Origin of the sequence: Microbacterium terricola (assembly GCF_027943945.1) — a bacterium.
GTDB classification, from domain to species: Bacteria; Actinomycetota; Actinomycetes; order Actinomycetales; family Microbacteriaceae; genus Microbacterium; species Microbacterium terricola.
The window spans coordinates 3,194,865-3,220,334 of record NZ_AP027141.1; the positions used below are offsets into that span (position 1 = coordinate 3,194,865).

The window sequence follows — 25,470 nt, forward strand, 5'->3', positions numbered from 1 at the left end:
CCGCTCACGGCCGCTCGGCGGCGTACTCGAACACGTCGATGGACGCGGCGTGGTCGAGCTCGTCGAAGAGCTGGCGCACCGCCTCCATCCGGGGATCGGGTGACGCATCGAGCAGGGCGGCCGTCTCGGCGTAGGCGGCAGCGCTGTGCGCATCGAGGTCGAGCACCACGTCACCGGGCACCGCGGTGCGCTCGGCCACGATGCTTCCCGGTGCACCGACCGGATCGGCGTGACCCCCGCCGGCGAGCGCGGCCACCGGGTCGTCGCGGTGGCGCAGCGCCACGCTGAGCGTGCGGTCGTCGAGGTCTGCCTCGACCGGGCTGCCGAGCGTGATGAGGGTCTTCGCCGCGAACCCGCCCTCCAGCGCGAGGCGGGAGCCGACCATGGCGCCCTGCGAGTGCCCGGCGATGTGCACGACGTCGCCCCGCCGGGCGCCGGCCCGATGCAGGGCCTCGGCCGCTGCGCTGTACGACGCGGACCGCACCCCGCGGTACAGCTGCAGGTTCGAGGCCATGTCGAACGCCTCCGTGCCGCCGCGCACCGCCATCGAGCGGGTGCCCGAGATGTAGACGGCGAACTGCCGCGCGCCGTCGGGCATCGTGTACCGCTCGACACGGACACGCGCCCGATCGGCGGGGATCCGAGACGCCGCGTCGGCCAGGTCGCGCGGCGCCGTCGCCGCCGCTCCGGCCGGTGCGGGCAGCAGAGTCACCCGCACCTCGGACACGACGGGGAGCAGCCGGGCGTGGCGGGGGATGCGTCCGGAGCCGTCGAGGGCGACCCCCTGTGCGAGCAGGTACGTGCCGGCGGCCGCCCAGGCCGCGAGCACCGGGCTGAACGCGGCGAGCCCTGCGCCGGCCTGCACCGTGAGGATGCCGGGCTGCATCAGCGCCTGCCCGACGGTCCGCTCCGCCGACTCGTAGCCCGCCGCCGTCCGACGGAGGTCGCCGGCGAGATCGTCCGACTGCTGCATCGCCTCCCGCACCGGCCGGTCGAGGCGGTCCGTCGCCGATCCGACAAGGGACCCGGCGAGGGCGTGGTCGGCCGCGAAGACCTGGTTCAGCGCCGAACCGACGAGGGTGCGGATGTGCGCGAGCTCGTCGGCCAGTGCCGCGAACCCGGCCGCGGCGCGCTCGAGCGTGACGGTGTCGACGGCCACCACACCGCCGCCGCGCACGTCGAGGTCGTCGCTCACCGCAGCGGCACCCGCAGGCTCGCCTCGAGCAGCGTGCCGAAGAGCCCCACCCGATCCCGCACTTCCTGGGCTCCGGCGGCCAGATCGCGCACCGTGCCGCTCCACGCCTCGGTGCGCGCGTGGAAGGCACGGGCGCTCGGAGACTGCCAGTCGGTCGCCGCGGCGAGCCGGGTCGCCTCGAGTCCCGCGGCCTCGAGCCGGAGCCTCGCCTGGTCGAGCTGACGGAAGGCGAGATCGATCGTGGCGAGCAGGGTGGGGGTGGTCACAGCATCCACTGTCCGCCCCGGAGAAGTGCGTCGGGGGCTCGCGCACGAGATCGGGGAGCCGGCCGCGGCGAGGCGCTGCTGTGCAGGAACGGGATGCACCCACCACAATGGGCCTATGTCCGCGAGCCCTGCCGCGCCCTTCCGGGTCGTCTTCGTGTGCACGGGCAACATCTGCCGGTCGCCGATGGCCGAGGTCGTGTTCCGCTGGTTCGCCGACGCGGCGACGATGGGGGAGCGGGTCGTGTCGACGAGTGCCGGAACCGGCGACTGGCACGTGGGCGAGCGCGCGGACGTGCGCACGATCGAGGCCCTCGAACGGCGGGGCTACAACGGGTCTCTGCATCGCGCACGACAGTTCGCGCACACCGACTTCGACCGCAACGACCTGGTCGTCGCGCTCGACCGCAGCCACGAGCGGATCCTGCGGGGATGGGCAAGGGACGAAGCCGACACCGACAAGATCGCGCTGCTGCTGTCGTTCGACTCCACGGCCACCAGCCTCGACGTGCCAGACCCGTACTATGCGGGCCCGGGAATGTTCGACGAGGTGCTCGGTATGATCGAGAGTGCGAGCCGGGCGCTCTTCCGGCAGCTCGAACCCGCGATCCGCTCGGCCACCTGAGGTCGAGCCCGCCCGGACGGAGCCTGCGTGTCCTCTCTCCCCCCTCAGCCCCTCAGCCCGCTCGACGGCCGCTACCGCGCCGCCGTGTCGCCGCTGGCCGACTTCCTCTCCGAGGCCGGTCTCAACCGCGCCCGGGTCGAGGTGGAGGTCGAGTGGCTGATCGCCCTGACCGATCGCTCGCTGTTCGGCTCGTCACCGCTCTCCGACGCCGACAAGACCCGCCTCCGCGCGCTGTACGTCGACTTCGGCCAGACCGAGATCGACTGGCTCGCGGAGAAGGAGGCGGTCACCCGCCACGATGTGAAGGCCGTCGAGTACCTGGTGCGCGACCGTCTGTCCACGCTCGGCCTCGACGCCATCGCCGAGCTCACGCATTTCGCGTGCACGAGCGAGGACATCAACTCGGCCTCCTACGCGATCACCGTGCAGCGCGCCGTCGCCCAGGTGTGGCTGCCGAAGCTGCGCGCGGTGATCGCGAAGCTCGCCGGGATCGCCGACGAGCACCGTGACGCCGCCATGCTGTCGCGCACGCACGGGCAGCCGGCCACCCCGTCCACCATGGGCAAGGAGATCGCCGTGTTCGCATGGCGTCTCGAGCGGGTCGCCGCGCAGATCGAGGGCGGCGACTACCTCGCCAAGTTCTCCGGCGCCACGGGCACCTGGTCGGCGCACCTCGCCGCGGAGCCCGACGTCGACTGGCCCGAGCTGTCGCGGTCGTTCATCGAGGGGCTCGGCATCGGCTTCAACGTGCTGACCACCCAGATCGAGTCGCACGACTGGCAGGTCGAGCTGTACGACCGCGTGCGTCACGCCGGCGGGATCCTGCACAACCTCGCCACCGACATCTGGACGTACATCTCGCTCGGGTTCTTCGCGCAGATCCCGGTCGCGGGCGCGACCGGCTCGTCGACCATGCCGCACAAGATCAACCCGATCCGCTTCGAGAACGCCGAGGCGAACCTCGAGATCTCCGGCGGCCTGCTGCAGACGCTGTCGCAGACGCTCGTCACCAGCCGGATGCAGCGCGACCTCACCGACTCGACGACGCAGCGCAACATCGGCGTGGCCTTCGGCCACTCGCTGCTCGCCCTCGACAACCTCGAGCGCGGGCTCGGCGAGATCTCGCTCGCGCAGCACGTGCTGCTGGCCGACCTCGACGCCAACTGGGAGGTGCTCGCCGAGGCCATCCAGACCGTGGTGCGGGCCGAGATCGCCGCCGGGCGCTCGCAGATCACCGACCCGTACGCGCTCCTGAAGGACCTCACCCGCGGGCGCCGCGTCGGCGGAGCGGAGCTGGCCGAGTTCGTCCGCGGCCTCGACATCGGGGATGCCGCCAAGCAGCGCCTCCTCGAGCTCACCCCCGCGACCTACACCGGCCTCGCGTCGGCGCTCGTCGACGAGCTGTAGCTCGCCGGCGGCCCGTCGCCGAAACAGGTGTTCTGGCCAGCACAGGTCGGTTAGCGCCGGTTTCTTCCTGTTCCGGCCGGAACACCTGTTCCAGGCGGCAGCGGCAGAGGAACAGCGGCTGCCGCGACCTTCGCTACGCGCTGGGCGCTGGGCGCTGGGCCAGCGGCCGGCTACTTCTTCGCGCGGGCGGAGCCGGTGGCATCCGGCTCGCTGTCGTCCGGGTCGTCGAGCAGCACAGGGCGATCGATCGGCTTCTGCACGTCGGCGGGGTCGACGACGAGCAGCAGGAGGGCGATCCCGAGCAGCACCACGATGAACGTGATGCCGGCCACGACGAGCCCGACGACGAGCGCGTGGGAGCTCTGCCCCTCGAACCGCGACTGGAAGAACCCCATCGACACCAGCGTCACGACACCGGCGAACAGGGCGGCCACGAACGCGAGCCCGAGCAGCTGCACGGGCTTCATCAGGTCGCGGCGGGTGGGCTTGTCGTCGGTCACACCGACACCTCCTTGCGCGGGGAGAACCCGGCGATCGCGAGATAGACCGCGATGATGGCCGCGTAGCCCCCGAAGACGCCCACGGCGATTGTGGTGCCGGTGAGCGTGAAGTCATGGCCCTCGACCGTGTAGTCGAGTGAGAACGTCGGCGAGACGAACAGGGTCGCGATGCCGAGCACGAGAGTCAGGATGCCGATCACGAACGTGTCGCGCGACTCGGCGCGACCCCGCCAGCCGACGATCGTCTCGACGAGGCCGGTGGCCAGCGCCCACACGATCACCAGCGTGAAGAACAGCGCGTCCGAGCGCAGCGGCGGCAGGCCGCCCGCCATGCCCGCGAGGATCGAGAGGATGCCCAGCACGACCGACGGCCAGCGGCGGTCGGCGGGGTACACCAGCCATGCGGCGGTCAGGTGGATGATGCCCGTGGCCAGCGCGAACCCGCTGAAGACGGCGAGCCCCACCGCAGCCGAGTGATCGGTCGAGAACGTGATCATGACCGCGGCGAGCGCCGCGAACAGGGCGCGCAGCAACTGGACGTGGCGCACCTCGAAGGTGCGGGGAGTGGATGCTGCGGTCACGACGTTTCCTGTGGGCGAAGGGATCTCCCCAGTCTAGGTCGTGGTCACCTGTGGCCCCGCCGGGCGGCGCCCGCCAGGGCCGCCCTAGAAGTCGGCGATGACCAGCTTCTTCATCTCCAGCATCCGCTGATATGCGCCGGGCTTGCGCAGGAGCACGTCCATGTCCGCCGGAACGATCTGCCAGCTGAGGCCGAACCGGTCGACGAGCCACCCGCACTGCTCCGCCTGCGGCACGGCCGACAGCGACTCCCAGAGCCGGTCGATCTCCGCCTGATCTGCGCAGCGCACCTCGAACGAGTTGCCCACCCCGAAGGTGAAGTCCTGCTCGACGCCCGAGTCCATGGCGGCGAACGTCTGGCCCTCGAGGGTGAAGTCGCTGAACATGGCCGAGCCGGGTGCGGCCGGCCCGGTCTGCTCCGGGTAGGGCGCGAAGAACCCCGGCGCCGCGTCGCCGAAGACCGAGGTGTAGAAGTCGATGGCCTCCTTCGCCCGGTTCTGGGCGGGGCCGCTGAACAGCAGCTGGGGGACCACGAACGGCCGCGGGCCGCCGGACGGGTCGGCGAGGAGCAGCTGCCAGCTCACCCCGTAGCGATCCTGCAGCCATCCGTAGCGCGGGCTGTACGGGTACTCGTCGAGCGGCATCAGCACGGTGCCGCCGTCGGCGAGCGCCGCCCACACCGCGTCGAGCCGGTCGCGTGCGGTCTGCTCGTCGCCGAGCTGCAGCGGGTCGAAGTTGAGCATGAACGACACCGCCGGGTTCGGTGCGAACTCGCCGCCGGCGTTGATGAGCGTCAGGCGGAAGCCCTCGATCACGACGGCGACCGTGACCGGCTCGCCCGCGAGCGCGCGCTGGAACTCGGGCAGGCCCTCGTCGGGATAGCGCCCCGTGACCTCGGCGGTCGCGCCGGGGAACGCGGCGGCATAGAACTCGCCCGCCTCGGCCGCGTTGCCGTTGAACCACAGGTTGGGGACGATCTTCTGCATCATGCCTCCCGGATGTCGGCTCCAGCATCCGTCGGTCCCGGACCGCTCCGCAAGGGGGGCGGCTACCCGTCGGCCGCGCCTGCTGGGAGGATGTCAGCGGGAGGCAGCCATGATCCGACTCGCCACGATCGGCACCAGCATGATCACCGGGATGCTCGCCGATGCGGTGCGCGTCGTCGACGGCATCACCATCGAGACCGTCTACTCGCGGGATGCGGCCAAGGCCGCGGCGAAGGCCGCCGAGTTCGGCGCCGCGGGGTCGAGCGACGACCTCGACGCCGTGCTCGCCTCGCCGGACATCGACGCCGTGTACATCGCGTCGCCGAACAGCGAACACGGCGCGCAGGTGCGCAAGGTGATCGCTGCGGGCAAGCACGTGCTGGTCGAGAAGCCGGCGGTCACGACCGCGGACGAGTGGCTGGAGCTTGTCGGATCGGCCGACGAGGCGGGCGTCGTGCTGCTCGAGGCGATGCGCACCGAGTACGACCCCGGCACCGCCCTCGTGCGGTCGCTGCTGCCCGAGCTCGGCGTGCTGCGCGCCGCGTCCCTGCGGTACGCCTCGCGGTCGTCGCGCTACGACCTCGTGCTTGCCGGCGAGCGCGTGAACATGTTCGACCCGGCCATGGCCGGCGGCGCGCTGTTCGATCTGGGCGTGTACTGCGTGCATGCGATGGTGACGCTCCTCGGCGTGCCGGAGAGCGTTCACGCCGACGTGCTGCCTGTGCCGTCGGGCGTCGACGGCGCGGGCACGATCCTGGCGCGCTACCCGGGCGCGGTGGTGTCGCTCGAGTACTCCAAGATCTCGACGACCCACCTCCCCAGCGAGATCCAGGGCGAGGACGCGACGCTCGTCATCGACCACATCGCGAGCCCGCGGTCGGTGCGCCTCGTGCGGCGCGACGGCTCGGAGGAGCTGCACGAGCTCACCCAGCCGCAGCACGAGCTGCGCGGCGAGGTCGAGCGCTTCGTGGAGCTGGTGTCCACGGGTCAGGATGCTGCCGCCGACCACGACCGCACGACCGAGACCCTGCGCATCATCGAGGCGGTCCGGGCGGGGTCGTGACCGCCCCCGGCGGACGACGCCGCCCGCATTCACCGCAGTTCCCGGCATCCACCGGCGTTGAAACGGCGATGGATGCCGGAAACCACGCGGAACGGTCGCCGACCCGGAAGCCGCGCCGCCGACGGGCCGGGGCCACGGCGGCGATCTGCCTCGCCGGGCTGACCCTCGCCGGGCTGACCCTCGCCGCCTGCGCTGCCGCCGCCCCGGGGCCGACCGCGACCCCGGCTCGCTCGACCTCGACGCCGCCGTCGGAGGCGGCGAGCGCTGTGCCGGACGGTCCGGAGACGATCGCGGAGGGACTTCAGGCGCCGTGGTCGCTCGTCTTCACCGCCGCCGGCACGCCGCTCGTCGACGAGCGCGACAGCGGCCGCATCCTCGAGCTCCTCGCCGACGGGACGCCCCGCGAGGTCGGGCGGCTCGACGACGTCGCCCATGGCGGCGAAGGCGGCCTGCTGGGCCTGGCAGTGCGCGGTGAACAGCTGTACGTCCACTCCACTGCGGCGGGCGGCAACCGGGTGCAGCGATTCGCGCTCGAGGGCTCGCCCGGCTCGTACTCCCTCGGCGAGGGGACGACGCTGCTCGACGGGCTGCCGTCCGCCGGCAACCACAACGGCGGCCGCATCGCGTTCGGTCCGGACGGGATGCTGTACGTCACCGCCGGCGACGCGGCCCAGCCTCCGCGGGCGCAGGATCCCGACAGCCTCGGCGGCAAGATCCTGCGGATGACGCCGGATGGCGGCATCCCGGCCGACAATCCGACACCCGGCTCGCTGGTCTACAGCTCCGGCCACCGCAATGTGCAGGGCCTCGCGTGGGCGGACGACGGCACGATGTACGCGACCGAGTTCGGTCAGGACACGTGGGACGAGCTCAACGTGATCGTCGCCGGGGGCAACTACGGCTGGCCGACCGTCGAGGGGACCGGCGGCGAGGACCTCGGCTTCGTCGACCCGATCGCGGTCTGGAGTCCAGACGACGCGAGCCCGAGCGGCATGACGATCGCCGGCACCACCCTCTACCTCGCGAACCTGCGCGGCGAGGTGCTGCGCTCGATCGATACCGACGGGTTCGCCGCGACCGAGCTGTTCGCCGGCGAGTACGGGCGCCTCCGCGATGTCGCGCTCGCGCCCGACGGGCGCCTGTGGCTGCTGACGAACAACACCGACGGACGCGGCGACGCGCGCGAAGGCGACGACCGGATCGTCGCCGTGCCCGTGCCCTGACCGCCGGCCCCCGTATTCACCGCACTTTCCCGCGTCCACCGGCGTACGGACTGCGCGGGATGCGGGGAACTGCGCTCGACTGCGCGCAAACCCCGGCTTGACCTGTCGCCCCTCTCGCGCTAAATTACATTTGTAAATTAGTTGTAGAGGCGGCCATCATGGAGCGCGAAGACCCGCGCTGGACGCGTTCGCGTGCAGCGCTCATCGCCGCTGTGACGACCCTGCTCGACGAGGGCCGCGCGCCCAGCATCACCGACATCGTGGCGACAGCGGGCGTGAGCCGTCCGACGTTCTACCAGCACTTCGGGGATGTGCCGACGGCGTGCGGCGCCGCAGGACTCGAGCGCCTGCGGTCGCAGTTCGAGAGCATCCCGGGCCCGGTCGATTCCGGGCAGGGTGAGGACGAGGTCATCGCCACGATGACCCGTCTGCTCGAGCACCTCCTGGCCCATCGCGTCTTCTACTGCGCGGTCCTCAACGAGGCCGGCGAGCGCGCCCTCACCGAGGGGATCGTGGCGTTCCTCGTCGACCGCATCGTGCACGTCTCCCCGTTCGGCGCTCGACTGCGCGCCCGCCCCGGCCCGCACACCTCCGACCGCGTGACCGCCCTGGCCGCCGGCCTGGTCTGGCTCATCATCGGCTGGCTCACCCGCGACGAGCCGGAGCCCGCCGCCCAGATGGCCGCGCGGGTGATCGCCGTCATCTCGTTCTTCACCGGCGCGTCCGACGCGTCTGCGTGACTCCCTTCTCTCGAAAGCCTTCCCGCATGTCTGTCTCCGCTGTGCTCACCGCACTCAAGAAGTCCCGCCGCACCCGGGTGGTCCTCACCGGGATCGCCCTCGTGCCGCTCATCTACGCCGGCGTGCTCACCTGGGCCAACCTCGACCCCACCCACAACCTCGACGGCGTCCCGGCCGCCGTCGTCGATGAGGACTCGCCCACCGTCGTCGACGGCTCGAGGGTCGACCTCGGCGCCACGCTGACCGACGAACTGACCTCCAGCACGAGCGAGGACAACTTCGACTGGCGGCGCATGAGCGCGGACGACGCCGCATCGGCCCTGGCCTCCGGCGAGGTGCTGGCGGTGCTCACGGTCCCCGAGGACTTCTCCGCGACCGCGACGTCGGTGGCTGGCGACGACCCCGCCGCCGCTGCGCCGGCGACCCTGAGCATCGAGAGCAACGACGGCGCGAGCATGATCTCCGGCACGATCGCCACGACGATCGCCCACACCATCCGCACGACGCTCGCCGACGAAGTGGCCGCCGAGTACCTGGACAAGGTCTATCTCGGCTTCACGACCCTGCACGACGAGCTCGGCGATGCCGCGGACGGCGCCGGCGACCTCGCCGACGGCGCGACCACGGCTGCCGACGGCAGCGGCGCCCTCGTGGTCGGGCTGAACGAGCTGGCCGACGGCAGCACGCGCCTCGCCGACGGCGCGCAGACCCTCGCCGACGGCGCCCACGACGTCGATGCCGGCGCGGGCCGCCTGTCGAGCGGCCTGGACGAGCTCGCCGCGCAGACGACCGACCTGCCCGCGCAGACCGCACGGCTGAGTGCGGGCGCGGGGTCCGCGGCATCCGGTGCGAAGACCCTGTCGACCGGGCTCGACGCCCTGTCCACCGGGGCCACCACGCTCGATGCCGGCGCGACCGCCGCGCTCGGAGGTGCGCAGCGGATCGGCGACGGCCTGTCTCAGCTCGCCGCGAGCACCCCGACGCTGGCCGCCGGGGCGGGCAGCGTCAGCGACGGGCTCGACTCCCTGATCGCGAACTGGGCGCACCTCTCCGACACGCAGCGGCAGGCCACCCTCACCACCTTGGCCGCCGGAGCACACGCCGTCGCGGGAGGGGCCACGACCGCCGACGGCGCCGCCCAGTCACTCGCGACCGGGGCGACGAGCCTCGTCGGCTCGGCCGCCGACGGCACCGGCCTCGCCGCGCTCGCGCAGGGTGCGGGCACCCTCGCCGACGGCACGGCCACCGCAGCGGCGGGGGCGCACACGCTCCGCGACGGATCCGCGCAGCTCGCCGCGGGGGCCGAGAAGCTCGCCGGGAAGACCCCGACGCTGCGGGACGCCATCGCGACGGCGGCAGCCGGGGCCTCGGCACTCGCCACCGGCTCGTCCGACCTCGCCGACGGCGCGGCGACCCTCGCCGGCAAGACCGGGGAGCTGGCCGCCGGCGCCGGGACGGCCGCCGACGGCGGGCAGGACCTCGCCCGCGGACTCACCACCCTCAGCCTCGGCGCGGACGATCTGCGTGACGGGCTCGCCGGCGGGGTGGCCGACGTGCCGACCTACACGGATGCGGAGGCTGCTCACCTGAGCGAGGTCGCCGCGTCGCCGGTCGAGGTCGACGCCACCCGCGTCAACGAGGTGCCCGCGTACGGGTACGGCCTGGCCCCGTACTTCACGGCCCTCGCCCTGTGGGTGGGCGCGCTCGCGTTCTACCTGATGATGCCGGCGCTGTCGCGGCGTGCGCTCGAGGGCCGCGGCTCCGCGTTCACCGTCGCGCTGCGCAGCTATCTGCCCGGCGCGGCCATCGGCCTCGCGCAGAGCGTGCTCGCCACCGGCATCCTCGTCCTGATGGTCGGCATCCACCCGGCCGATTCGTGGGGCCTGTTCGGCATGATCGCCCTCACCAGCGTGACCTTCGTCGCCATCAACCAGGCGCTGATCGCGCTGCTCGGAGCGCCCGGTCGCTTCCTCGCGCTGGTGCTGATCGTGCTGCAGCTGGCGGCCGCCGGGGCGACCTACCCGATCCAGACGTCCGCCGGGTTCTTCCAGACGATCCACTCCTGGCTGCCGCTGACGCATTCGGTGGAGGCATTCCGCTCGCTGATCGCCGGCGGTGACATCGGGATCGCGGCGGCCGTCGGGGTGCTGCTCGCCTGGCTGGCCGGCGCCCTGGCGGTGACGGTGTTCGCGACCCGGCTCACGCGGCGGCGCGAGCGCATCGGCATCCCGATCCGCGCTCCGCGACCCGCTCAGCGGACCTCCCGCGTGGCGACCGCCTAGTTCGCCCACCCCCGCCCCCATGCCGTTTACGGACGCGACACGCCGCATCCGCCGGGAGCCACGCGGCGTGTCACATCCGTAAACGGGTGGGAGGGAGCGGGGCCTGCGCCCGGTCTGTCAGTTAGCCGGCCAGGAACGCGAGGGCGGCCTCGCGGAAGACCCGCGAACCGGGGGCGTTGAAGTGGTGGCGGCCGGGGATCTCGACGAAGGTGCCCTGCGGGCAGGCGGCGGCGAGCGCCCGGGAGCCCTCGATGATCGCGTCGAGCGAGCCGGTCGCGAACAGCACGGGCTGCGCGGGGGCGTGGGCCGGATCGGGGTCGACGGTGCCCGAGGCCCGCATGCCGCCCGCGATCGCGAGCAGGGCGCGCAGGTCATTGCCGGCGACCCGCTCGGTCAGGGCGATGTAGTTCTGGGTCACCGGGTCGGTGACGGGGGTGCCTTCTTCGACGAGCGCCCGCACCTGGGCGATGTCGAGGCGGGCGAGCGGGATGCCGTCGGGCACCCCGCCGAGCACGACCCGCTCGATCCGGTCGGAGAGGTCGAGCGCGACCTCCCACCCGACGCGGGCGCCGAGGGAGTAGCCGACGTAGCGGGCGGTGTCGACGAGGTACGTGTCGAGCACCGCCTCGATGTCGCCGGCGAGCGTGCGCAGACCGTAGTCGCCCGGCTCGTGCGGCTTGTCGCTCGCGCCGTGCCCGCGCTGATCGAGACCCAGCACCCGGTAGCCCGCCCGCAGCAGGTCGCGCACCCACCCCGTGCTGACCCAGTTGTCGCGCGTGCTGGACGCGAAGCCGTGCACGACGACGACCGTCGGCAGCGCCTCGTCTCCCCACGTGTAGGTCGCGATTCGATGCCCGTCGCCGACCATCACGAACTGCGGGTCGGGCATCTCGGTGAGGGGCGCGATGACGGTGTTCACCCTGACAGTCTGCCGCGCCGGTGCCGCGTCCGGGATGCGCGGTGGCTCAGCGCGCGCTCTCCGGATGATGCCGGAACTGCCGCGAGCCGAGCACCCGCTCGACCCGCAGCTCGAGCACCACGCGCTCCGGGTTCACTCGCGGCTGACGATAGCGCGCGGCGTACAGCGCGACCGCGTGGGCGACAGCATCCGCGTCCTCGATCACCTCTGCCGTCCCCTCGAAGCTGATCCAGCGCGCCCGGTCGACCGAGCAGACGGTCGCCCTGCCCCGGCGCTGCGCGTTCAGGAACTTCTGGGAGCCGCGCGATCCGATCACGCGCACGATGCCGTCCTCGTAGGTGAATCCGACCGGAACGGCGTGGATGCGGTCGTGCCGCCCGAGCGTCGACAGCGTCGCGAGATGGTACTCGCGGAGGAACTCATGGGCGTCGGGAGTCAGCACGGCTTCAGCCTAGGTTCCGCCGCCCCCGCTTGCGGGATGCATCGATAAACGATAGATTCCTACCGTTCTTCGGGAAGGAAACAGCATGGGCAACGCGACGATCGTGGTCTTGCGGGTGGTGATCGCCCTGGCGCTGGCGGGTTCGCTGGTGGTCCAGACAGTCATCGTGCCCCTGCTGTGGATCGACCTCGAGGGCGAGGTGCTGTGGGGCCGGATCGCGCTCGTCACGATCGCCGTGCTCGGTGTGGCGACCATGCAGGTGTTCGCGGTGTGCGTGTGGCAGCTGCTGACCAAGGTGCGGAAGGGGTCGGTCTTCTCGCCGGGGTCGTTCCGCTACGTCGACGTGATCATCGGCGCGATCGCCGTCGCCGCTCTGCTCGCGTTCGCGCTGGCGGTCGTGCTCGCGCCCGGCAGCACCGCCCCCGGGCTCGTCGGGCTGATCTGCGGCGCGGCGCTCGTGCTCGGCGGTATGGCGCTGCTCGTCGTCGTGATGAAGACGCTGCTCCGGCAGGCCATCGACCGCGACGTCGAGGCGCGGACGCTGCGCTCCGAGCTCGACGAGGTGATCTGACCATGCCGATCGTGGTCGACATCGACGTGATGCTCGCGCGCCGGAAGATGTCGGTGGGAGCCCTCGCCGAGCGGATCGGGATCACCCCCGCCAACCTCGCGGTGCTGAAGAACGGTCGCGCGAAGGCGGTCCGGTTCACCACGCTCGACGCCCTGTGCGAGGTGCTCGAGTGCCAGCCGGGCGACCTGCTGCGGTGGGAGCCGGGCGACGAGCCGGCCGATCGGATCGAACCGCGATAGTCGGGTGCATCCTGTCAGGGACGAGCAGGCTGGATCAGGAAGGGGGACACCGTGATCGCGGATCTCAACCGGCTCGTCGACTACATCGAAGACCACCTCAGCGAGGACATCGCCGTCGCCGGCCTGGCGAGCAGTCTCGGCACGACGGAGTATCACCTCCGCCGGATGTTCTCGTCCCTGGCCGGCATGCCGCTGTCGGAGTACGTGCGACGGCGTCGCATGTCCGCCGCATCGGCCGACGTCCTCGGCGGGGGCGACCTGCTCGGCATCGCAGTGCGGTTCGGCTACGGCTCGACCGAGGCGTTCGGTCGGGCCTTCCGCGCGGTTCACGGTGCGAGCCCCGCCGAGGTGCGACGCGACGGCGGCCCCCTTCGGACGCAGCCGCAGCTCAGGTTCCGCCTGACCGTAGAAGGGAACACCCCCATGGACACCCGCATCACCGACCGCCCCGCATTCCGCCTCGTCGGCCACTCGGCGCGTGTGCCCCTCATCCACGAGGGCGCCAATCCGCACATCCAGGCGCACATCGCATCGCTGCCGGTCACCGAGCACGGCCTCCTGAAAGCGCTGAGCGACACGGAGCCGGCCGGCCTGCTCCAGGTGAGCGCCGACGTCGACCCGGACTACACGGAGGGCAGCGAGCTCACGTACCTGCACGGCGTCGCGGTCACCGACCAGACGCCTGTGCCCGGCGACCTCGACACGATCGAGGTGCCCGCCGGCATGTGGGCCGTCTTCCGCATCGACGGTCCGTACCCGGCTGCCCTGCAGTCCACCTGGGCGGCGACCGCGACCGACTGGTTCCCGTCCAACCCGTGGCGGCTGCGCCCCGGGCCGTCGATCGTCGCCGTGCTCGATCGCGCCGCCGACTTCAGCACGGCGACCTGCGAGCTCTGGCTGCCCGTGGAGCGCGCGTAGCCGGAGCCGGCGGGGCCCTGCAGCTAGAGGCCGCCGAGCACGAGCCGCGGATCCTCCTGCAGCGCGAGCGTGTCGAGCACGACGAGCAGCTGCCGCTCCTCGTACGCGAAGTGGCTGGCCATGATCGCGGCGATGCCGTCGAGATGCCGCTCGAGTTCGTCGGGTCCGGCAGCCTCATCGACGGCCGCGCTCAGCGCAGTCAGCAGGAAGTCGATCATGGCGTGATCCTGCTCGAGCTTGCGCAGCACCGGCGCGAGCTCGGGATGCGCGGCTTCGATCGCGGGGAACAGAGCCCGGTCCTCGCCGCGGTGGTGGTCGCCGAGCGCGACGCAGAATCCTCGGCAGTACAGGGCCAGTTCCCGTCCGGTGCTCGCCGCGGCCCCTGGCTCGTGGACGGCGGCCCGCGCCACCTGGAGCGCCTCACGCAGCCGGGTGTGCGTGCTGCGCAGCTCGTTGCTCCAGGCGACGACCCTCGTCCGCTCCGAATCCGTCACGCGTTCAGCCGCTCCCAGTGCCCTTCGGAGATGACCTCGACGACCCCGTCGACCACCGAGATCGCCGTCTGGTCGTCGATCGCGTACGCCGGCAGCGGCATCCGCGTCGCCCATCGGCGCGCGCTCTCGAGCGTGTTCTCGCTCCACCCGGGGTAGTCCAGGTGCGGGAAGATGCAGAAGTCGACGATGCCGAGGGTCTCGTCGCTCCCGTCGCCCGACGTCCAGTCGACGAACTCGCTGCCGATGCGCGGCGTCATCACCATGCTCCCCGCGCTCACGCCGACCCACACGGTCTCCGTCAGCGTGGGAAGCAGCTCGGCGAGGCCGGACTCCCGCATCCAATGCCGCAGGTAGGTCGCCTCGCCGCCATCGACGAGCAGGACATCCGCCTCGCGCACCCACGAGACCCAGCGGGACTTCTCGATGGTGGGCAGCGCGGTCAGCTCGAGGAGCCCCACGGACTTCCACCCCAGCCCGGTGAGTCCGGCTTCGCCCTCCCACCGGTCGGCGGCGGACATCCACACCGTCTCGGGAGAGCAGGCGGGCTGCCCCCACTGCGCGGTCGGAACGAACAGCGCGCGGCACTCGGCGATGGGCTTGCCGAGCATGTCGACGAGTGCGGCGCGGATGCTGTCGTTCGTCACGCCGCCGGAGGTGAGCAGCAGCTTCATGGAGGTCACGGTGTCGAGTCTTGCGCCGATCGGCCGGTCGAGGAAGGCCGACACGGCCCGACTGTGCGGCACGCGACGTACCCTGGGGCCATGGGTGCGGTCACGCGGGCATCGGTCTCGCTCGACTCCGGCTTCGCGCGCGAGCTGGGTGAACTCGCCGTGCCGTGGCAGGCCGAGCCCGTCGCGGACCCCCGCCTGCTGGTGCTCAACGAGCCGCTCGCCGCAGAGCTCGCCCTCGACCCCGGATTCCTGCGGAGCGCGGAGGGGGTGTCGCTGCTCGTGGGCGGTGACCTCCCGGACGAGGCGCGACCGGTGGCCCAGGCGTACGCCGGCCACCAGTTCGGCGGGTACGCCCCGCTCCTCGGCGACGGCCGGGCGCTGCTGCTCGGCGAGCTGACCGACCGGCACGGGCGACCGCGCGACCTGCACCTGAAGGGGTCGGGGCGCACGCCGTTCGCGCGCGGGGGCGACGGCCTGGCCGCGGTGGGGCCCATGCTGCGCGAGTACGTCATCAGTGAGGCGATGCACGCGCTCGGCGTCCCGACCACCCGATCGCTCGCCGTCGTCGCCACCGGTCGCACCGTACGGCGCGAGATCCCGCTTCCTGGCGCTGTCCTGGCCCGGGTGGCCCGGAGCCACGTACGCGTCGGGAGCTTCTCGTACGCACACGGCTCGGGCGATCCCGATCTCCTGCGTCGCCTGGCCGATCACGCGATCGCGCGCTGCCACCCGGATGCCGCGGATGCGCCGAACCGGTTCGTCGCCCTCTATCAGGCGGTGGTGTCGGCGCAGGCGGACCTCGTCGCCCAGTGGATGCTGGTCGGCTTCGTGCACGGCGTCATGAACACCGACAACATGACGATCTCGGGCGAGACGATCGACTACGGACCGTGCGCCTTCCTCGACGCGTTCGATCCTGCATCCGTCTACAGCTCGATCGACGTCGACGGACGCTACGCCTACGGCAATCAGCCGCTGGTCGCGCAATGGAACCTGGCACGCCTCGCCGAGGCCATGCTGCCGATCCTGGACGATGACCGGGAGCGGGCACTGGAGACCGCGCGCGAATCCCTCTCCGCGTTCGGCACGCGTTTCGGCGCCACGTGGCTGCGCGGGATGCGCGCCAAGCTCGGACTCTCCGCCGAGGTCGAGGACGACGAGGTGACGACCTTGTCGGAGGAGCTGCTCGCGCTGATGCACCGCGGCGGCGCCGACTACACCTCCACCTTCCGGATGCTGGGCGACGTCGCCCGCGGGCACCCGGACCGCGCGGCGGATGCGTTCGGGGACCAGCTCGATGCGGCGGAGGGCTGGCTGGCACGCTGGCGGGCGCTCCGCCCGGACGGCGCGGCGATGGACAGGGTGAATCCCGTCTACATTCCGCGGAACCATCTCGTAGAGGCGGCACTGGCCGCGGCCGCCGCCGGCGACCTCGCGCCCTTCACCGAGCTCGTCGGGGCAGTCACCTCCCCCTACGTCGAGCGACCGGGGTGGGAGCGCTTCGCCGAGGGTGCTCCCGCCGCGTTCGGTCCGTACACGACTTTCTGCGGCACCTGACGGACCGCGGCGTGGGATCGCGAGCGTCGGACCTAGGCTGACACCGTGCGAGAGTTCCTGCGAGGAGCATCCCTCCTGCTGCAGGGATTCGGATGCTGGCGACGCCACCCGCGCGTCATGGCCATGGGTCTCCTCCCCGCAGCGATCGTGGGGTTCGTCCTCCTCGCGGGACTCGTGTCGCTCGCGGCGCTGCTGCCAGGCGTGGTGGACGCCGTCACGCCGTTCGCGGATGGATGGCCCAGCCTATGGGCGACCGTCATCCGCGTCACGATCGGGACGGCCATGGTCGGCGCGGCTCTGGCACTCGTCGCGGTGTCGTTCACCGCACTCACGCTGCTCGTCGGCGAGCCGTTCTACGAGCGCATCTGGCGCACCGTCGAGCGCGATCTGGGCGACGACGACCTGGCGCGTGCACCGGGATTCTGGGCCTCCGTCGGTGACGGCCTGTCGCTGATCGCGCGCGGCATCGGCGTCGCGCTGCTGGCTGCACTCGTCGGCCTCGTCCCCGGCGTCGGCGGTGTGCTCGGGGCGGTCTCCGGCGTATCGCTGACGGGCTGGCTGATCGCCGACGAACTCATCGGTCGCCCGCTGTCCGCGCGGGGCCTCTCGGCCGCGGACCGGCACGCCCTGCTCCGAGGCTCGCGTGCCCGCGTCCTGGGCTTCGGGGTCGCCGCGCAGCTCTGCTTCCTCGTGCCGTTCGGGGCGATCGCGATGATGCCCGCCGCCGTCGCCGGCAGCACGCTGCTCGCACACTCCCTGCTCGAGGCGGAGGCATCCGCTCGGCGCTGACGTCGGTCCGCCTCACTACAGTGGCCTCATGTCCCGTCCAGAACTGCGCTTCGATGCCCCGATCGGCGTCAGCGTCAAAGGTGAGATCTGGTCCTGCGTCGAGATTCCCGGATCGGCCGAATTCTTCGGCACCGGAAAGGCCGTGCGGGTCGACGCCCACGTCGACGAGATCCGTCTGGAGAACGTCGGCGCGATGGTCACGGGCACGGGCGGTCACATGATCTCGCTCAGCGCGAAGGTGCGCACGCAGCTCGGAAAGGACATCGGCGACACGGTCCGGGTCGTGCTGACCCGCAGTTGAGCGGACGAGACCTTCTCACTGCGGCTGCGCCGACGCCTCTCGCGCGGGCCGGTACCGCAGGGCGACCGCCCCTGACCGGAATTCACGCCGATCCACGAGCTCGAGCTCGACACGCTCGCGCAGACCGGCGAACAGGGTCGGTCCGTGTCCGGCGACGACCGGCTGCACCATGAACTCGTACTCGTCGATGAGGCCCAGCTCCGCCAGCGCCAGCGGAAGCGTCACTCCCCCTACCGCCAGGCCCTCGCCCGGCTCCTGCTTGAGCCGGCGGACCGCCTGATCCAGGTCGCCGCGCACCAGTTCGGCGTTCCAGTCGACGCCGCTCAGCGTGCTCGACACGACGTGCTTCTCGGCCCGGTCGATGGTCTCGGCGAACGGGATCTCCCACTCACGCATCCAGTCGGGCCATGCGCCGCTGTCGGGTCTCCGCCACGCGGACTCCATCATCTGGTACGTCACCCGGCCGTACAGCAGGGCATCGGCTCGTGCGATCTCGGCGGTCCAGAAGTCCATCGACTCCTCGTCCGGTGGGATCCCCGCCTCGTGATGGACGCAGCCGTCGAGGGTCACATTGATCGCGTATCGAAGTGGTCGCATCTCGTTGCTCTCCCTTGAGCTCGGCGTCCTCTGCGGCGTCGCTAGACCCCGACGGCCATGTCCGTGAAGCGCGAGAAGTGGCCCTGGAACGCGACCGTGATCGTGTCGGTGGGGCCGTTGCGATGCTTGGCGACGATGAGGTCGGCCTCGCCCGCGCGGGGACTGTCCTTCTCGTAGGCGGCCTCGCGGTGCAGCAGCACGACCATGTCGGCATCCTGCTCGATCGAGCCCGACTCACGCAAGTCGCTCAGCGCGGGCTTCTTGTCGGCGCGCTGCTCGGCTCCACGGTTCAGCTGCGAGAGGGCGACGACGGGCACGCCCAGCTCCTTCGCGAGGAGCTTGAGCGCGCGGGAGAACTCCGAGACCTCCTGCTGGCGCGATTCGACGCGCTTGCCGCTGGTCATCAGCTGCAGGTAGTCGATGATGACCATCTTGAGCCCGACGCGCTGCTTGAGTCGACGGCACTTGGCGCGGATCTCGACGAGCGTCATGTTGGGGCTGTCGTCGATGTACAGCGGTGCGTCGTTGATGCGCCCGCGGGTGGAGGCGATCGTCGTCCAGTCGCGCGAGTCCAGCGTGCCCTTGCGCATGTTCTGCAGCGGGATCGCGCCCTCGGCGCTCATCAGGCGCATCGCGATCTCGCTGCGCCCCATCTCGAGCGAGAAGACGATCGTGGGCATGTTGTTGCCGATGGCGGCCGCACGGGCGAAGTCGAGCGCCAGCGTCGACTTACCCATCGCGGGGCGCGCGGCGATGATGATCATCTGGCCGGGGTGCAGCCCGTTGGTCAGCTGGTCGAGGCCCGAGAAGCCGGTCGGGATGCCGGTCATCTGACCGTCACGCCCGCGCGCGGCCTCGATCTCGTCGACAGCCGCGCTGACGGCGACCTCGAGCGGCACGTAGTCCTCGGCGGCCTCGGCGCCGGTGACCGAGTAGATCTCGGCCTGGGCGTTGTTGACCAGGTCGAGCGCCTCCCCCTGCCCCGAGTACCCCATCTGCACGATGCGGGTGCCCGCCTCGACCAGACGACGCAGCAGCGCGCGCTCGCTGACGATCGAGGCGTAGTAGCCGGCGTTGGCGGCGGTCGGCACGATCGACGTGAGCGTGTGCAGGTAGTCGGCGCCGCCGGCCCGCTGCAGTTCGCCCGACTTGATCAGCTCGTCGGTGACCGCGACGACATCGGTCGGCTCGCCGTGCGAGTAGAGGCTGAGGATCGCCTCGAAGATCAGCTCGTGCTTGGGCACGTAGAAGTCGGGGCCGCGCAGCGTCTCGATGACGTCGGCGACAGCATCCTTCGACAGGAGCATGCCGCCCAGCGCGCTCTGCTCCGCGAGCAGGTCGTGCGGGGGCGTGCGCTCGTGCTCGCGCGGACCGCCCATGCGCTCATCGGAGATGTCGGCGATCGACATGGTCACGTCCTCTTCGTCTTGGTGTGGTCTGGCGCCGGGTGATGGCGGGCAGCGGGGTCGTTGCGTGGGCACGCGACAGCCACCACCCCGCGGCGATCCACGCGTAAGGATCGCCCGCTCACAGCAGAACACTGGCCCCCGACATCCGTCCCCAAACGGTCGTCGGTGCCTGTTTCTCGAATAGGCCGCGGCCCACGCTACGGTCCGGTCTCCAGGTGTGCAACAGCACCTGTGGATAACTCTGTGGAGAGCCTGCGGGAAACGCCGCTCACCCTGTGCACAAACACTGTGGATAACTTCGCGTCTCGCTCGAATCGAGGCAATTTTATCTGCCTTGATCAGGTATTTAGAGATTCACACCATGTGCACTCAGATGTGGGTTGAAGTGTCGATTGAAGGTTGCCTCTTGAGGGGGCACCTGTGCACAATCCCGCGCCTTTGTCCAGTCGGCGGAACCCGCTGATCACCGCGGGATCGACGACGGATTCCGCTATATGCCGAAACCGGCACACGCCGGAAAATGACGGATGCCGCGGGCCAGGCTCTCCAGGAGAGCGACCCGCGGCATCCGTCTGCCGTCGCGAAGGTTACTTCGCGGCAACCACCTGAAGGGTGATCACGGCGGTGAGGTCGTCGCGCAGGCGAATGGTCGCCTCGTGCTCGCCCACCGACTTGATCGCCGAGGTGATGTGGATCTTGCGCTTGTCGAGGTCACCGAGGCCGGCGGCCTTGACGGCGTCCGCGACGTCGGCGGTCTTCACCGAGCCGAACAGGCGGCCCTCAGCGCCGGCCTTGACCGACAGCTTGACCTTGTTCGACTCGAGGGTGTTCTTCAGCGCCACGGCCTCTTCGTGGTCGTGGATCGCGCGGGAGTCGCGGGCGGCGCGAATCGACGCCACCTGCTTCTCGCCACCGCGGGTCCAGGCCACAGCGAAGCCCTGGGGGATGAGGTAGTTGCGGGCGTACCCGTTCTTGACCTCGACAACGTCACCGGCGCTACCCAGCCCGGCGACCTCGTTCGTGAGAATCAGCTTTGCCATTCGGATACCCCTTACCGGCCTGCGCCTGCGTAGGGCAGCAGCGCCATTTCGCGCGCGTTCTTGATCGCGCGGGCGATCAGACGCTGCTCCTGCACCGAGACACCGGTGATGCGACGGGCGCGGATCTTCCCGCGCTCCGAGATGAACTTGCGAAGCGTTGCGACGTCCTTGTAGTCAATGACGCCAACGCGGATCGCCTTCGCGGGAGCGGCGTTCTTCGCGCCCTTCCGCGGCTTGCGGCGGTCGCCGCTCGACTTTCCAGCCATGGTTTGTTCCTTTACGAAATGATGTGAGATCTAGAACGGAGTGTCGTCGCCGTAGGCGCCAGGTGCACTCCACGCGTCGCCGCCTGCCGCAGCAGGTGCGCCACCGGCCGACCCAGGGGTCGCCCACGGCTCGTCGGCGACCTGCGGGCGGGACTGTCCGCCGCCGCCACCGCCGCCACCGGCCGCACGCGTGACCTGAGCGGTCGCGTAGCGGAGCGAGGGGCCGATCTCGTCGACCTCCAGCTCGATCGCGGTGCGGTTGTTGCCCTCGCGATCCTGGTAGCTGCGCTGCTTGAGGCGACCGGTCGCGATGACACGGGAGCCCTTCGTCAGCGAGCCGGCGACATGCTCGGCGAACTCGCGCCACACGGACGCGCGGAGGAACAGCGCTTCGCCGTCCTTCCACTCGTTCGCCTGACGGTCGAAGTTGCGCGGCGTCGACGCGATCGTGAAGTTCGCGACGGGGAGACCGTTCTGCGTGTAGCGCAGCTCGGGATCAGCCGTGAGGTTGCCCACGACGGTGATGATCGTCTCGCCGGCCATCGACGTTACGCGTCCTGCTTCGCGGGCTTCGCGGGGCGGGCTGCCTTGCGGGCGGCCTTCTCCTCGGCGCGCTTTGCCTCGGAAGCGATCAGCGCGATCGCCTCTTCTGCGCGGAGCACCTTGGTGCGCATGATCGTCTCGTTCAGCTTCAGCTGACGGTCGAGCTCCTGCGTGGCGGCGCTGGTCGCGGTGAAGTTGACGACGGCGTAGATGCCTTCGTTCTTCTTCTGGATCTCGTAGGCGAGACGGCGCTTGCCCCAGATGTCGACCTTCTCGATCGTTCCGCCATCGTTGGTGATGACCTTGAGGAACTTGTCGAGAGCAGGGGCGACCGTGCGCTCGTCGATCTCGGGGGTCAGAATGACCATGAGTTCGTACTGGTGCGTCACTTACCCACCTCCTTCGGACTAGAACGGCTGCGGGGCATTTCCCCGCAGCAGGAGGGTGTGTTGCACGTCGTCACGGGCTTACGGGCACACGGGCCCCACCGGACAACCCTCCTATGCTACCGGATGCCCGGTCAGAGGCCGAATCGGAGTTGGTCCGGCAAGCTCCGCGAGGACGGCGTCGAGCCCCGCCAAACCGGGCGCCGCCGCGATCTCCTCCGCGAGGGCACGCGCGGCATCGCGGTACGGCGCTTCGGCGAGGATGCGGCGCACCGCCGTCGACACCTGCGCCGGCGACGGCTGGTTCGTCTTCAGGTCCACGCCCACGCCTCGCCAGCCGATGCGGGCCGAGACCTCGACCTTGTCTTCGGTGCGCCCGGCGACCACCACGGGGATGCCGTGTCCCAGCGCCTGCTGCACGCCGCCGTAGCCGCCGTTCGTGACGTAGACGTCCACCTGCGGCAGCAGAGCGTCGTACGGCAGATAGGTGGCGGCGCGAACGTTGGCCGGCAGCGGGTGCGGCAGATCCGTCAGAGGTCGGCCTCCGGTCGAGACGACGACGAGGACATCGGATGCGGCGAGCCCGGCGATCGTCGGGGCGATCAGCTGTCCGTAGTCCGCGTTGGCGACGGTGCCCTGGGTGACGTGCACCACCGCGGAGGCGTCGGCCAGATCGTCCCACCACTCGGGCACGTCGACTCCGCTCGGCGCGGCGGGCAGAGGGCCCACGAAGCGGACGGTTGAAGAGAGGTCGGTCCGCGGGTACTCGAACCCGGCGACGGTGAACTGCACCAGGGCGTCGGCCCCGCTGTGCCAGTCCAGGAAGAAGCGGCTGAGCGGCCGCCCGAGCACACGCCGCGCGATCGCGTCGGCTTCCTTCGTCACCGGCCCGAACACCACCCGCTCGGCGAAGACGCCCAGCAGTGCGTTGCGCGCCCGCCCGACCACCCCGCGCATGGGCGTGATGCCGAGCCCGAACGGCGCAGTGTCGCGGCTCTTGACGCCGAGCGGGAAGATGCCCAGCGCGACGACCGGCGGCCGCTCGGCACGCGGCAGCTCGACCAGGAGGGCCGCGCCGACGAAGAGCGGCTCGACCAGGACCGCGGCCGGCTTCTCCTTGGCGATCAGGGCCTGCAGCGCGTCCAGCTGCGCGGGGCCCGGCCGCAGGAACAGGTTGATCATGTCGAACCGCAGGGCGGCGGGGCCGGTCAGTCCGGCCCGCCCGGGGAAGGCGTCGACGCTGTCGAGATCCACGTCGGCCGCAGCAGGCAGGGGCGCGAACTCGGCGCCGACGGCGCGGACGCGGTCGCCGTACCGCTCGCTCGTGAGGAACACCACGCGGTGGCCGGCTGCGATGAGATGTGCGGCGACGGCGAGCAGCGGCGTCACGTGTCCGTGAGCGGGTGTGGAGCAGACGAGGTACGTGGACATGGGGTGCGGCTTTCGTCTAGGTTGGGTTTCCCGTGAAAGTATTCACCACCCTGCAAAGGTAGTCAATAGTGGATTCCGACAGTCCGACCCGCCCGTACCGCTCCGCGCTGCGCGAGGGGCAGGCCCGCGAGACGCGGACCCGCGTCATCCACGCCGCCGCCGCCGTCTTCTCCCGGCTCGGTTTCCAGGCGGCCACGATCGCGGCGATCGCTCGCGAGGCGGGTGTGTCGCCGGAGACGGTGAAGGCGACAGCATCCAAGTCGGAACTCCTGATCGCCGCGTTCGAGGTGTCCTTCGCCGGCGCCGAGGGAGAGGAATCCCTGAGTGAGACGCCCGTGGGCGAGGGGGTCCTCGACATCGAGGGACCCGCGGTGGCGGACGCCGTGATCGAGCGGATCGCGCTCGCGAACGAGCGGGGTCACGCCCTGTGGACCGTGCTCCTCGGCGCCGCGCTGTCCGACGAGGGCGTCGACGCCGCGCTCCAGCTCATCCTCAGCCGCCGCGGCGACGACTACCGGATGTTCGTGGGCGAGCTCGCCGCGCGCGGTGTGCCGGTCGCCGACGTCGAGGCCGCAGCGACCGAGCTGTCGTTCCTGCTGTCGCCGGAGGGCTACCAGCAGCTGGTGGTGCAGTCCGGCTGGCCGCGTGAGCGGTACGTGCAGTGGATGGGGGATCAGGTGCGCAGGGTCGTCGCCGGCCGGCCGACCTTGTAGAACAGGAACGGCACCGCCGAGATCAGGCAGCTGAGCGCCGGCACGAGGGTGATCGCGATGAAGACCGTGTTCTGCATCTGCGGCGTGACCGTGACGCCCGCCTGGTAGCCCGCGACCACCACGAAGGCGCCGAACACGAGCACGGCGAGCGCGTTCATGACCTTCGAGACGAACGTCAGCGTCGAGAACGAGATGCCGTCGTTGCGCACTCCGGTGCGGCGCTCGATGTCGTCGACGGCGTCGGCGAGCATGGTGGTCTGCACCACCAGGAACACCCCGAGGGTGAGACCGGTGAGGAAGATGAAGACCATGATCGCGATGATGCTCGCGAACCCGACGAGGTACATCGCGACATAGAAGACGGCTCCGGCGACGGAGCTCCACAGGATGAGCGACTTGCCGCTCATCCGCTTCAGGAGCAGCGGTGTGAGGAACGACGAGAGCACCATGCCGACGATGATCGCGGCGCCGATGAGGGTGAAGTAGCCCTCGTTGCCGTAGGCGATCACGACGAAGACCGCGCCGCCCGCCTGCACGATGTACCGCCCGAAGCCCAGGATCGACCCGAGCAGCACCATCAGCAGCGGGGTGTTCTTCCACAGGGTCCCGAAGAGCTGGGCGAAGGTCAGCCGCTCGCGCTCGCCCTGTGCCTTCTCGCGCGTGTTGAAGAACGCCAGGAGGAACATGCCCATGCCGACGACGGATGCCGCGGCGACCGCGATCGTCCAGCCCGTCGCCGTGGTCTCTCCCGAGAAGCTGAAGGCGAGCGCGAGCCACGGCATCCCGAGCGTGGCCAGCCCGAGCGCGATCGCCCCGAACGCCCGCACATGCGAGATCACCGACGTGCGCTCGGCCGAGTCGGGGAAGGCCGACCCGATCAGCCCCCAGTACGGCACGTCGCACACCGTGTACGCGAAGCCCCACAGGAAGTAGCAGACGCCGAAGAAGACGAGCTTGCCGGTCTCCGAGACGTCGGGGATGGCGAACAGAAGCGTGGAGAGCACGGCGACCGGCACCGCCGAGAACAGGATGTAGGGCCGCATCTTGCCCCACCGGGTCCGCGTCATGTCGACCAGGCTGCCCATCACCGGATCGCTCACCGCGTCGATGAGCTTCGCCGCGGTGATGATCCCGGTGACCACCGCGAGCCCCTGCACACTGATGTGGGCGTACTCCAGCAGGTACACGAGGATGAACGTCGTCACCGTCGTGAGCACGATGTTCTGCCCGAAGCCGGCGACCACGATCGACACCCGCTGCGCGCGGGGGGAGAGCGTGCGAGGCGCAGGCGTGCGAGGCGCGAGAGTGGCGGTCGTCATCG

General features: G+C 70.8%; 30 protein-coding genes. 13 read left to right on the forward strand and 17 right to left on the reverse strand.

Going from position 1 to position 25,470, the window contains the following annotated elements:
• Positions 1 to 4 precede the first annotated feature (4 nt).
• Together Microterr_RS15205 and Microterr_RS15210 are read right to left on the reverse strand one after the other, a co-directional pair.
• Positions 5 to 1,195: an alpha/beta hydrolase family protein gene (locus Microterr_RS15205; RefSeq protein WP_263796965.1), complete on the reverse strand. Its 1,191-nt coding sequence runs from the start codon at positions 1,193 to 1,195 to the stop codon at positions 5 to 7.
• Positions 1,192 to 1,461 carry a hypothetical protein gene (locus Microterr_RS15210; RefSeq protein WP_263796964.1) on the reverse strand — a complete coding sequence of 90 codons (270 nt, stop codon included), beginning with the start codon at positions 1,459 to 1,461 and terminating at the stop codon, positions 1,192 to 1,194. Before Microterr_RS15210 ends, Microterr_RS15205 begins: the two co-directional genes overlap by 4 nt.
• Positions 1,462 to 1,576: 115 nt before the next feature.
• Between Microterr_RS15210 and Microterr_RS15215 the strand changes: the two genes are divergently transcribed.
• Together Microterr_RS15215 and purB are read left to right on the forward strand one after the other, a co-directional pair.
• Complete coding sequence (locus Microterr_RS15215) at positions 1,577 to 2,083, forward strand: low molecular weight protein-tyrosine-phosphatase (protein ID WP_263796963.1); 507 nt, start codon at positions 1,577 to 1,579, stop codon at positions 2,081 to 2,083.
• Between the two features lie 27 nt (positions 2,084 to 2,110).
• Positions 2,111 to 3,490, forward strand: a complete 1,380-nt coding sequence (gene purB / locus Microterr_RS15220) for an adenylosuccinate lyase (protein WP_263796961.1) — start codon at positions 2,111 to 2,113, stop codon at positions 3,488 to 3,490.
• A 170-nt stretch (positions 3,491 to 3,660) separates the two neighbouring features.
• Here purB and Microterr_RS15225 read toward each other — a convergent pair whose 3' ends face one another.
• The 3 genes from Microterr_RS15225 to Microterr_RS15235 all read right to left on the reverse strand — a co-directional run bounded on the left by Microterr_RS15225 (position 3,661) and on the right by Microterr_RS15235 (position 5,558).
• On the reverse strand, positions 3,661 to 3,990 hold the full coding sequence (locus Microterr_RS15225) for an amino acid transporter (protein WP_263796960.1): 330 nt from the start codon (positions 3,988 to 3,990) through the stop codon (positions 3,661 to 3,663).
• Positions 3,987 to 4,571 carry a DUF308 domain-containing protein gene (locus tag Microterr_RS15230; protein WP_263796958.1) on the reverse strand — a complete coding sequence of 195 codons (585 nt, stop codon included), beginning with the start codon at positions 4,569 to 4,571 and terminating at the stop codon, positions 3,987 to 3,989. Before Microterr_RS15230 ends, Microterr_RS15225 begins: the two co-directional genes overlap by 4 nt.
• 84 nt (positions 4,572 to 4,655) lie before the next feature.
• Positions 4,656 to 5,558, reverse strand: coding sequence for a VOC family protein (locus tag Microterr_RS15235; protein WP_318528815.1), 903 nt, complete (start codon positions 5,556 to 5,558; stop codon positions 4,656 to 4,658).
• 106 nt (positions 5,559 to 5,664) lie between these two features.
• Between Microterr_RS15235 and Microterr_RS15240 the strand changes: the two genes are divergently transcribed.
• The 4 genes from Microterr_RS15240 to Microterr_RS15255 all read left to right on the forward strand — a co-directional run bounded on the left by Microterr_RS15240 (position 5,665) and on the right by Microterr_RS15255 (position 10,863).
• Positions 5,665 to 6,618: a Gfo/Idh/MocA family protein gene (locus Microterr_RS15240; RefSeq protein ID WP_263796957.1), complete on the forward strand. Its 954-nt coding sequence runs from the start codon at positions 5,665 to 5,667 to the stop codon at positions 6,616 to 6,618.
• On the forward strand, positions 6,615 to 7,841 hold the full coding sequence (locus Microterr_RS15245; RefSeq protein ID WP_263796956.1) for a PQQ-dependent sugar dehydrogenase: 1,227 nt from the start codon (positions 6,615 to 6,617) through the stop codon (positions 7,839 to 7,841). Before Microterr_RS15240 ends, Microterr_RS15245 begins: the two co-directional genes overlap by 4 nt.
• A 158-nt stretch (positions 7,842 to 7,999) precedes the next feature.
• The gene (locus Microterr_RS15250) at positions 8,000 to 8,581 is read left to right on the forward strand and encodes a TetR/AcrR family transcriptional regulator (RefSeq protein WP_263796955.1); all 582 of its coding nucleotides are present in this window, start codon (positions 8,000 to 8,002) and stop codon (positions 8,579 to 8,581) included.
• Between the two features lie 26 nt (positions 8,582 to 8,607).
• Positions 8,608 to 10,863 carry a YhgE/Pip domain-containing protein gene (locus tag Microterr_RS15255; protein ID WP_263796953.1) on the forward strand — a complete coding sequence of 752 codons (2,256 nt, stop codon included), beginning with the start codon at positions 8,608 to 8,610 and terminating at the stop codon, positions 10,861 to 10,863.
• A 121-nt stretch (positions 10,864 to 10,984) separates the two neighbouring features.
• Here Microterr_RS15255 and Microterr_RS15260 read toward each other — a convergent pair whose 3' ends face one another.
• Complete coding sequence (locus Microterr_RS15260) at positions 10,985 to 11,752, reverse strand: alpha/beta fold hydrolase (protein ID WP_263798862.1); 768 nt, start codon at positions 11,750 to 11,752, stop codon at positions 10,985 to 10,987.
• A gap of 76 nt (positions 11,753 to 11,828) precedes the next feature.
• Positions 11,829 to 12,224 carry a TIGR03618 family F420-dependent PPOX class oxidoreductase gene (locus Microterr_RS15265; RefSeq protein WP_263796952.1) on the reverse strand — a complete coding sequence of 132 codons (396 nt, stop codon included), beginning with the start codon at positions 12,222 to 12,224 and terminating at the stop codon, positions 11,829 to 11,831.
• Positions 12,225 to 12,309: 85 nt separating this feature from the next.
• Here Microterr_RS15265 and Microterr_RS15270 point away from each other — a divergent pair, with 85 nt between their 5' ends.
• Genes Microterr_RS15270 through Microterr_RS15280 form a run of 3 tightly spaced genes read left to right on the forward strand, consistent with a single transcriptional unit; the run spans position 12,310 to position 13,952 of the window.
• Entirely contained in the window at positions 12,310 to 12,795 is a 486-nt protein-coding gene (locus tag Microterr_RS15270; RefSeq protein WP_263796951.1) for a DUF2975 domain-containing protein, read from the forward strand.
• A gap of 2 nt (positions 12,796 to 12,797) precedes the next feature.
• Complete coding sequence (locus tag Microterr_RS15275) at positions 12,798 to 13,034, forward strand: helix-turn-helix domain-containing protein (RefSeq protein ID WP_263796950.1); 237 nt, start codon at positions 12,798 to 12,800, stop codon at positions 13,032 to 13,034.
• A 51-nt stretch (positions 13,035 to 13,085) separates the two neighbouring features.
• A complete protein-coding gene (locus Microterr_RS15280; RefSeq protein ID WP_263796949.1) occupies positions 13,086 to 13,952 on the forward strand; it encodes an AraC family transcriptional regulator in 867 nt (288 codons plus the stop codon).
• 23 nt (positions 13,953 to 13,975) lie between these two features.
• On the opposite strand, the gene Microterr_RS15285 is transcribed toward Microterr_RS15280, so the two are convergent.
• On the reverse strand, positions 13,976 to 14,446 hold the full coding sequence (locus Microterr_RS15285) for a hemerythrin domain-containing protein (RefSeq protein WP_263796947.1): 471 nt from the start codon (positions 14,444 to 14,446) through the stop codon (positions 13,976 to 13,978).
• The gene (locus Microterr_RS15290) at positions 14,443 to 15,117 is read right to left on the reverse strand and encodes a Type 1 glutamine amidotransferase-like domain-containing protein (RefSeq protein ID WP_263798861.1); all 675 of its coding nucleotides are present in this window, start codon (positions 15,115 to 15,117) and stop codon (positions 14,443 to 14,445) included. The genes Microterr_RS15285 and Microterr_RS15290 overlap by 4 nt, the downstream gene beginning before the upstream one ends.
• A 90-nt stretch (positions 15,118 to 15,207) precedes the next feature.
• Between Microterr_RS15290 and Microterr_RS15295 the strand changes: the two genes are divergently transcribed.
• The 3 genes from Microterr_RS15295 to Microterr_RS15305 are packed head-to-tail and all read left to right on the forward strand — an operon-like array spanning position 15,208 to position 17,764.
• Positions 15,208 to 16,674 carry a protein adenylyltransferase SelO gene (locus Microterr_RS15295; RefSeq protein WP_263796946.1) on the forward strand — a complete coding sequence of 489 codons (1,467 nt, stop codon included), beginning with the start codon at positions 15,208 to 15,210 and terminating at the stop codon, positions 16,672 to 16,674.
• A gap of 45 nt (positions 16,675 to 16,719) precedes the next feature.
• On the forward strand, positions 16,720 to 17,463 hold the full coding sequence (locus Microterr_RS15300) for an EI24 domain-containing protein (RefSeq protein WP_263796945.1): 744 nt from the start codon (positions 16,720 to 16,722) through the stop codon (positions 17,461 to 17,463).
• Positions 17,464 to 17,491: 28 nt separating this feature from the next.
• Positions 17,492 to 17,764: a DUF1905 domain-containing protein gene (locus Microterr_RS15305; RefSeq protein ID WP_263796944.1), complete on the forward strand. Its 273-nt coding sequence runs from the start codon at positions 17,492 to 17,494 to the stop codon at positions 17,762 to 17,764.
• Between the two features lie 15 nt (positions 17,765 to 17,779).
• Here the strand turns inward: Microterr_RS15305 and Microterr_RS15310 are convergent, their stop codons facing one another.
• The 7 genes from Microterr_RS15310 to Microterr_RS15340 all read right to left on the reverse strand — a co-directional run bounded on the left by Microterr_RS15310 (position 17,780) and on the right by Microterr_RS15340 (position 23,436).
• Entirely contained in the window at positions 17,780 to 18,361 is a 582-nt protein-coding gene (locus Microterr_RS15310; protein ID WP_263796943.1) for a dihydrofolate reductase family protein, read from the reverse strand.
• 41 nt (positions 18,362 to 18,402) lie between these two features.
• The gene (gene dnaB / locus Microterr_RS15315) at positions 18,403 to 19,770 is read right to left on the reverse strand and encodes a replicative DNA helicase (RefSeq protein WP_263796942.1); all 1,368 of its coding nucleotides are present in this window, start codon (positions 19,768 to 19,770) and stop codon (positions 18,403 to 18,405) included.
• 587 nt (positions 19,771 to 20,357) lie between these two features.
• Positions 20,358 to 20,810, reverse strand: coding sequence for a 50S ribosomal protein L9 (rplI, locus tag Microterr_RS15320; protein ID WP_263796941.1), 453 nt, complete (start codon positions 20,808 to 20,810; stop codon positions 20,358 to 20,360).
• Between the two features lie 11 nt (positions 20,811 to 20,821).
• Positions 20,822 to 21,076, reverse strand: coding sequence for a 30S ribosomal protein S18 (gene rpsR / locus Microterr_RS15325; protein ID WP_137418536.1), 255 nt, complete (start codon positions 21,074 to 21,076; stop codon positions 20,822 to 20,824).
• 30 nt (positions 21,077 to 21,106) lie between these two features.
• Entirely contained in the window at positions 21,107 to 21,619 is a 513-nt protein-coding gene (locus tag Microterr_RS15330; RefSeq protein ID WP_263796939.1) for a single-stranded DNA-binding protein, read from the reverse strand.
• A gap of 5 nt (positions 21,620 to 21,624) precedes the next feature.
• Positions 21,625 to 22,008: a 30S ribosomal protein S6 gene (rpsF, locus tag Microterr_RS15335; RefSeq protein ID WP_263796938.1), complete on the reverse strand. Its 384-nt coding sequence runs from the start codon at positions 22,006 to 22,008 to the stop codon at positions 21,625 to 21,627.
• A 111-nt stretch (positions 22,009 to 22,119) separates the two neighbouring features.
• On the reverse strand, positions 22,120 to 23,436 hold the full coding sequence (locus Microterr_RS15340; RefSeq protein WP_263796937.1) for a glycosyltransferase: 1,317 nt from the start codon (positions 23,434 to 23,436) through the stop codon (positions 22,120 to 22,122).
• 68 nt (positions 23,437 to 23,504) lie between these two features.
• On the opposite strand from Microterr_RS15340, the gene Microterr_RS15345 reads away from it, so the two are divergent.
• The gene (locus Microterr_RS15345; protein WP_263796936.1) at positions 23,505 to 24,149 is read left to right on the forward strand and encodes a TetR/AcrR family transcriptional regulator; all 645 of its coding nucleotides are present in this window, start codon (positions 23,505 to 23,507) and stop codon (positions 24,147 to 24,149) included.
• On the opposite strand, the gene Microterr_RS15350 is transcribed toward Microterr_RS15345, so the two are convergent.
• Positions 24,110 to 25,468 (reverse strand): MFS transporter, encoded by a 1,359-nt coding sequence (locus Microterr_RS15350; protein WP_263796934.1) that lies wholly within the window; start codon positions 25,466 to 25,468, stop codon positions 24,110 to 24,112. The genes Microterr_RS15345 and Microterr_RS15350 overlap by 40 nt on opposite strands.
• Positions 25,469 to 25,470 lie beyond the last annotated feature (2 nt).

Bases quoted from the DNA above. Each gene is read 5' to 3' on its own strand.
- Microterr_RS15350 (WP_263796934.1), bottom strand. From the start codon at position 25,468: ATGACGACCGCCACTCTCGCGCCTCGCACGCCTGCGCCTCGCACGCTC.
- rpsR (WP_137418536.1), bottom strand. From the start codon at position 21,076: ATGGCTGGAAAGTCGAGCGGCGACCGCCGCAAGCCGCGGAAGGGCGCG.
- Microterr_RS15235 (WP_318528815.1), bottom strand. From the start codon at position 5,558: ATGATGCAGAAGATCGTCCCCAACCTGTGGTTCAACGGCAACGCGGCC.
- Microterr_RS15250 (WP_263796955.1), top strand. From the start codon at position 8,000: ATGGAGCGCGAAGACCCGCGCTGGACGCGTTCGCGTGCAGCGCTCATC.
- Microterr_RS15305 (WP_263796944.1), top strand. From the start codon at position 17,492: ATGTCCCGTCCAGAACTGCGCTTCGATGCCCCGATCGGCGTCAGCGTC.
- Microterr_RS15215 (WP_263796963.1), top strand. From the start codon at position 1,577: ATGTCCGCGAGCCCTGCCGCGCCCTTCCGGGTCGTCTTCGTGTGCACG.
- Microterr_RS15275 (WP_263796950.1), top strand. From the start codon at position 12,798: ATGCCGATCGTGGTCGACATCGACGTGATGCTCGCGCGCCGGAAGATG.
- Microterr_RS15330 (WP_263796939.1), bottom strand. From the start codon at position 21,619: ATGGCCGGCGAGACGATCATCACCGTCGTGGGCAACCTCACGGCTGAT.
- Microterr_RS15260 (WP_263798862.1), bottom strand. From the start codon at position 11,752: ATGCCCGACCCGCAGTTCGTGATGGTCGGCGACGGGCATCGAATCGCG.
- Microterr_RS15340 (WP_263796937.1), bottom strand. From the start codon at position 23,436: ATGTCCACGTACCTCGTCTGCTCCACACCCGCTCACGGACACGTGACG.
- Microterr_RS15270 (WP_263796951.1), top strand. From the start codon at position 12,310: ATGGGCAACGCGACGATCGTGGTCTTGCGGGTGGTGATCGCCCTGGCG.
- Microterr_RS15240 (WP_263796957.1), top strand. From the start codon at position 5,665: ATGATCCGACTCGCCACGATCGGCACCAGCATGATCACCGGGATGCTC.
- Microterr_RS15290 (WP_263798861.1), bottom strand. From the start codon at position 15,117: ATGAAGCTGCTGCTCACCTCCGGCGGCGTGACGAACGACAGCATCCGC.
- rplI (WP_263796941.1), bottom strand. From the start codon at position 20,810: ATGGCAAAGCTGATTCTCACGAACGAGGTCGCCGGGCTGGGTAGCGCC.
- dnaB (WP_263796942.1), bottom strand. From the start codon at position 19,770: ATGTCGATCGCCGACATCTCCGATGAGCGCATGGGCGGTCCGCGCGAG.
- Microterr_RS15295 (WP_263796946.1), top strand. From the start codon at position 15,208: ATGGGTGCGGTCACGCGGGCATCGGTCTCGCTCGACTCCGGCTTCGCG.
- Microterr_RS15310 (WP_263796943.1), bottom strand. From the start codon at position 18,361: ATGCGACCACTTCGATACGCGATCAATGTGACCCTCGACGGCTGCGTC.
- Microterr_RS15255 (WP_263796953.1), top strand. From the start codon at position 8,608: ATGTCTGTCTCCGCTGTGCTCACCGCACTCAAGAAGTCCCGCCGCACC.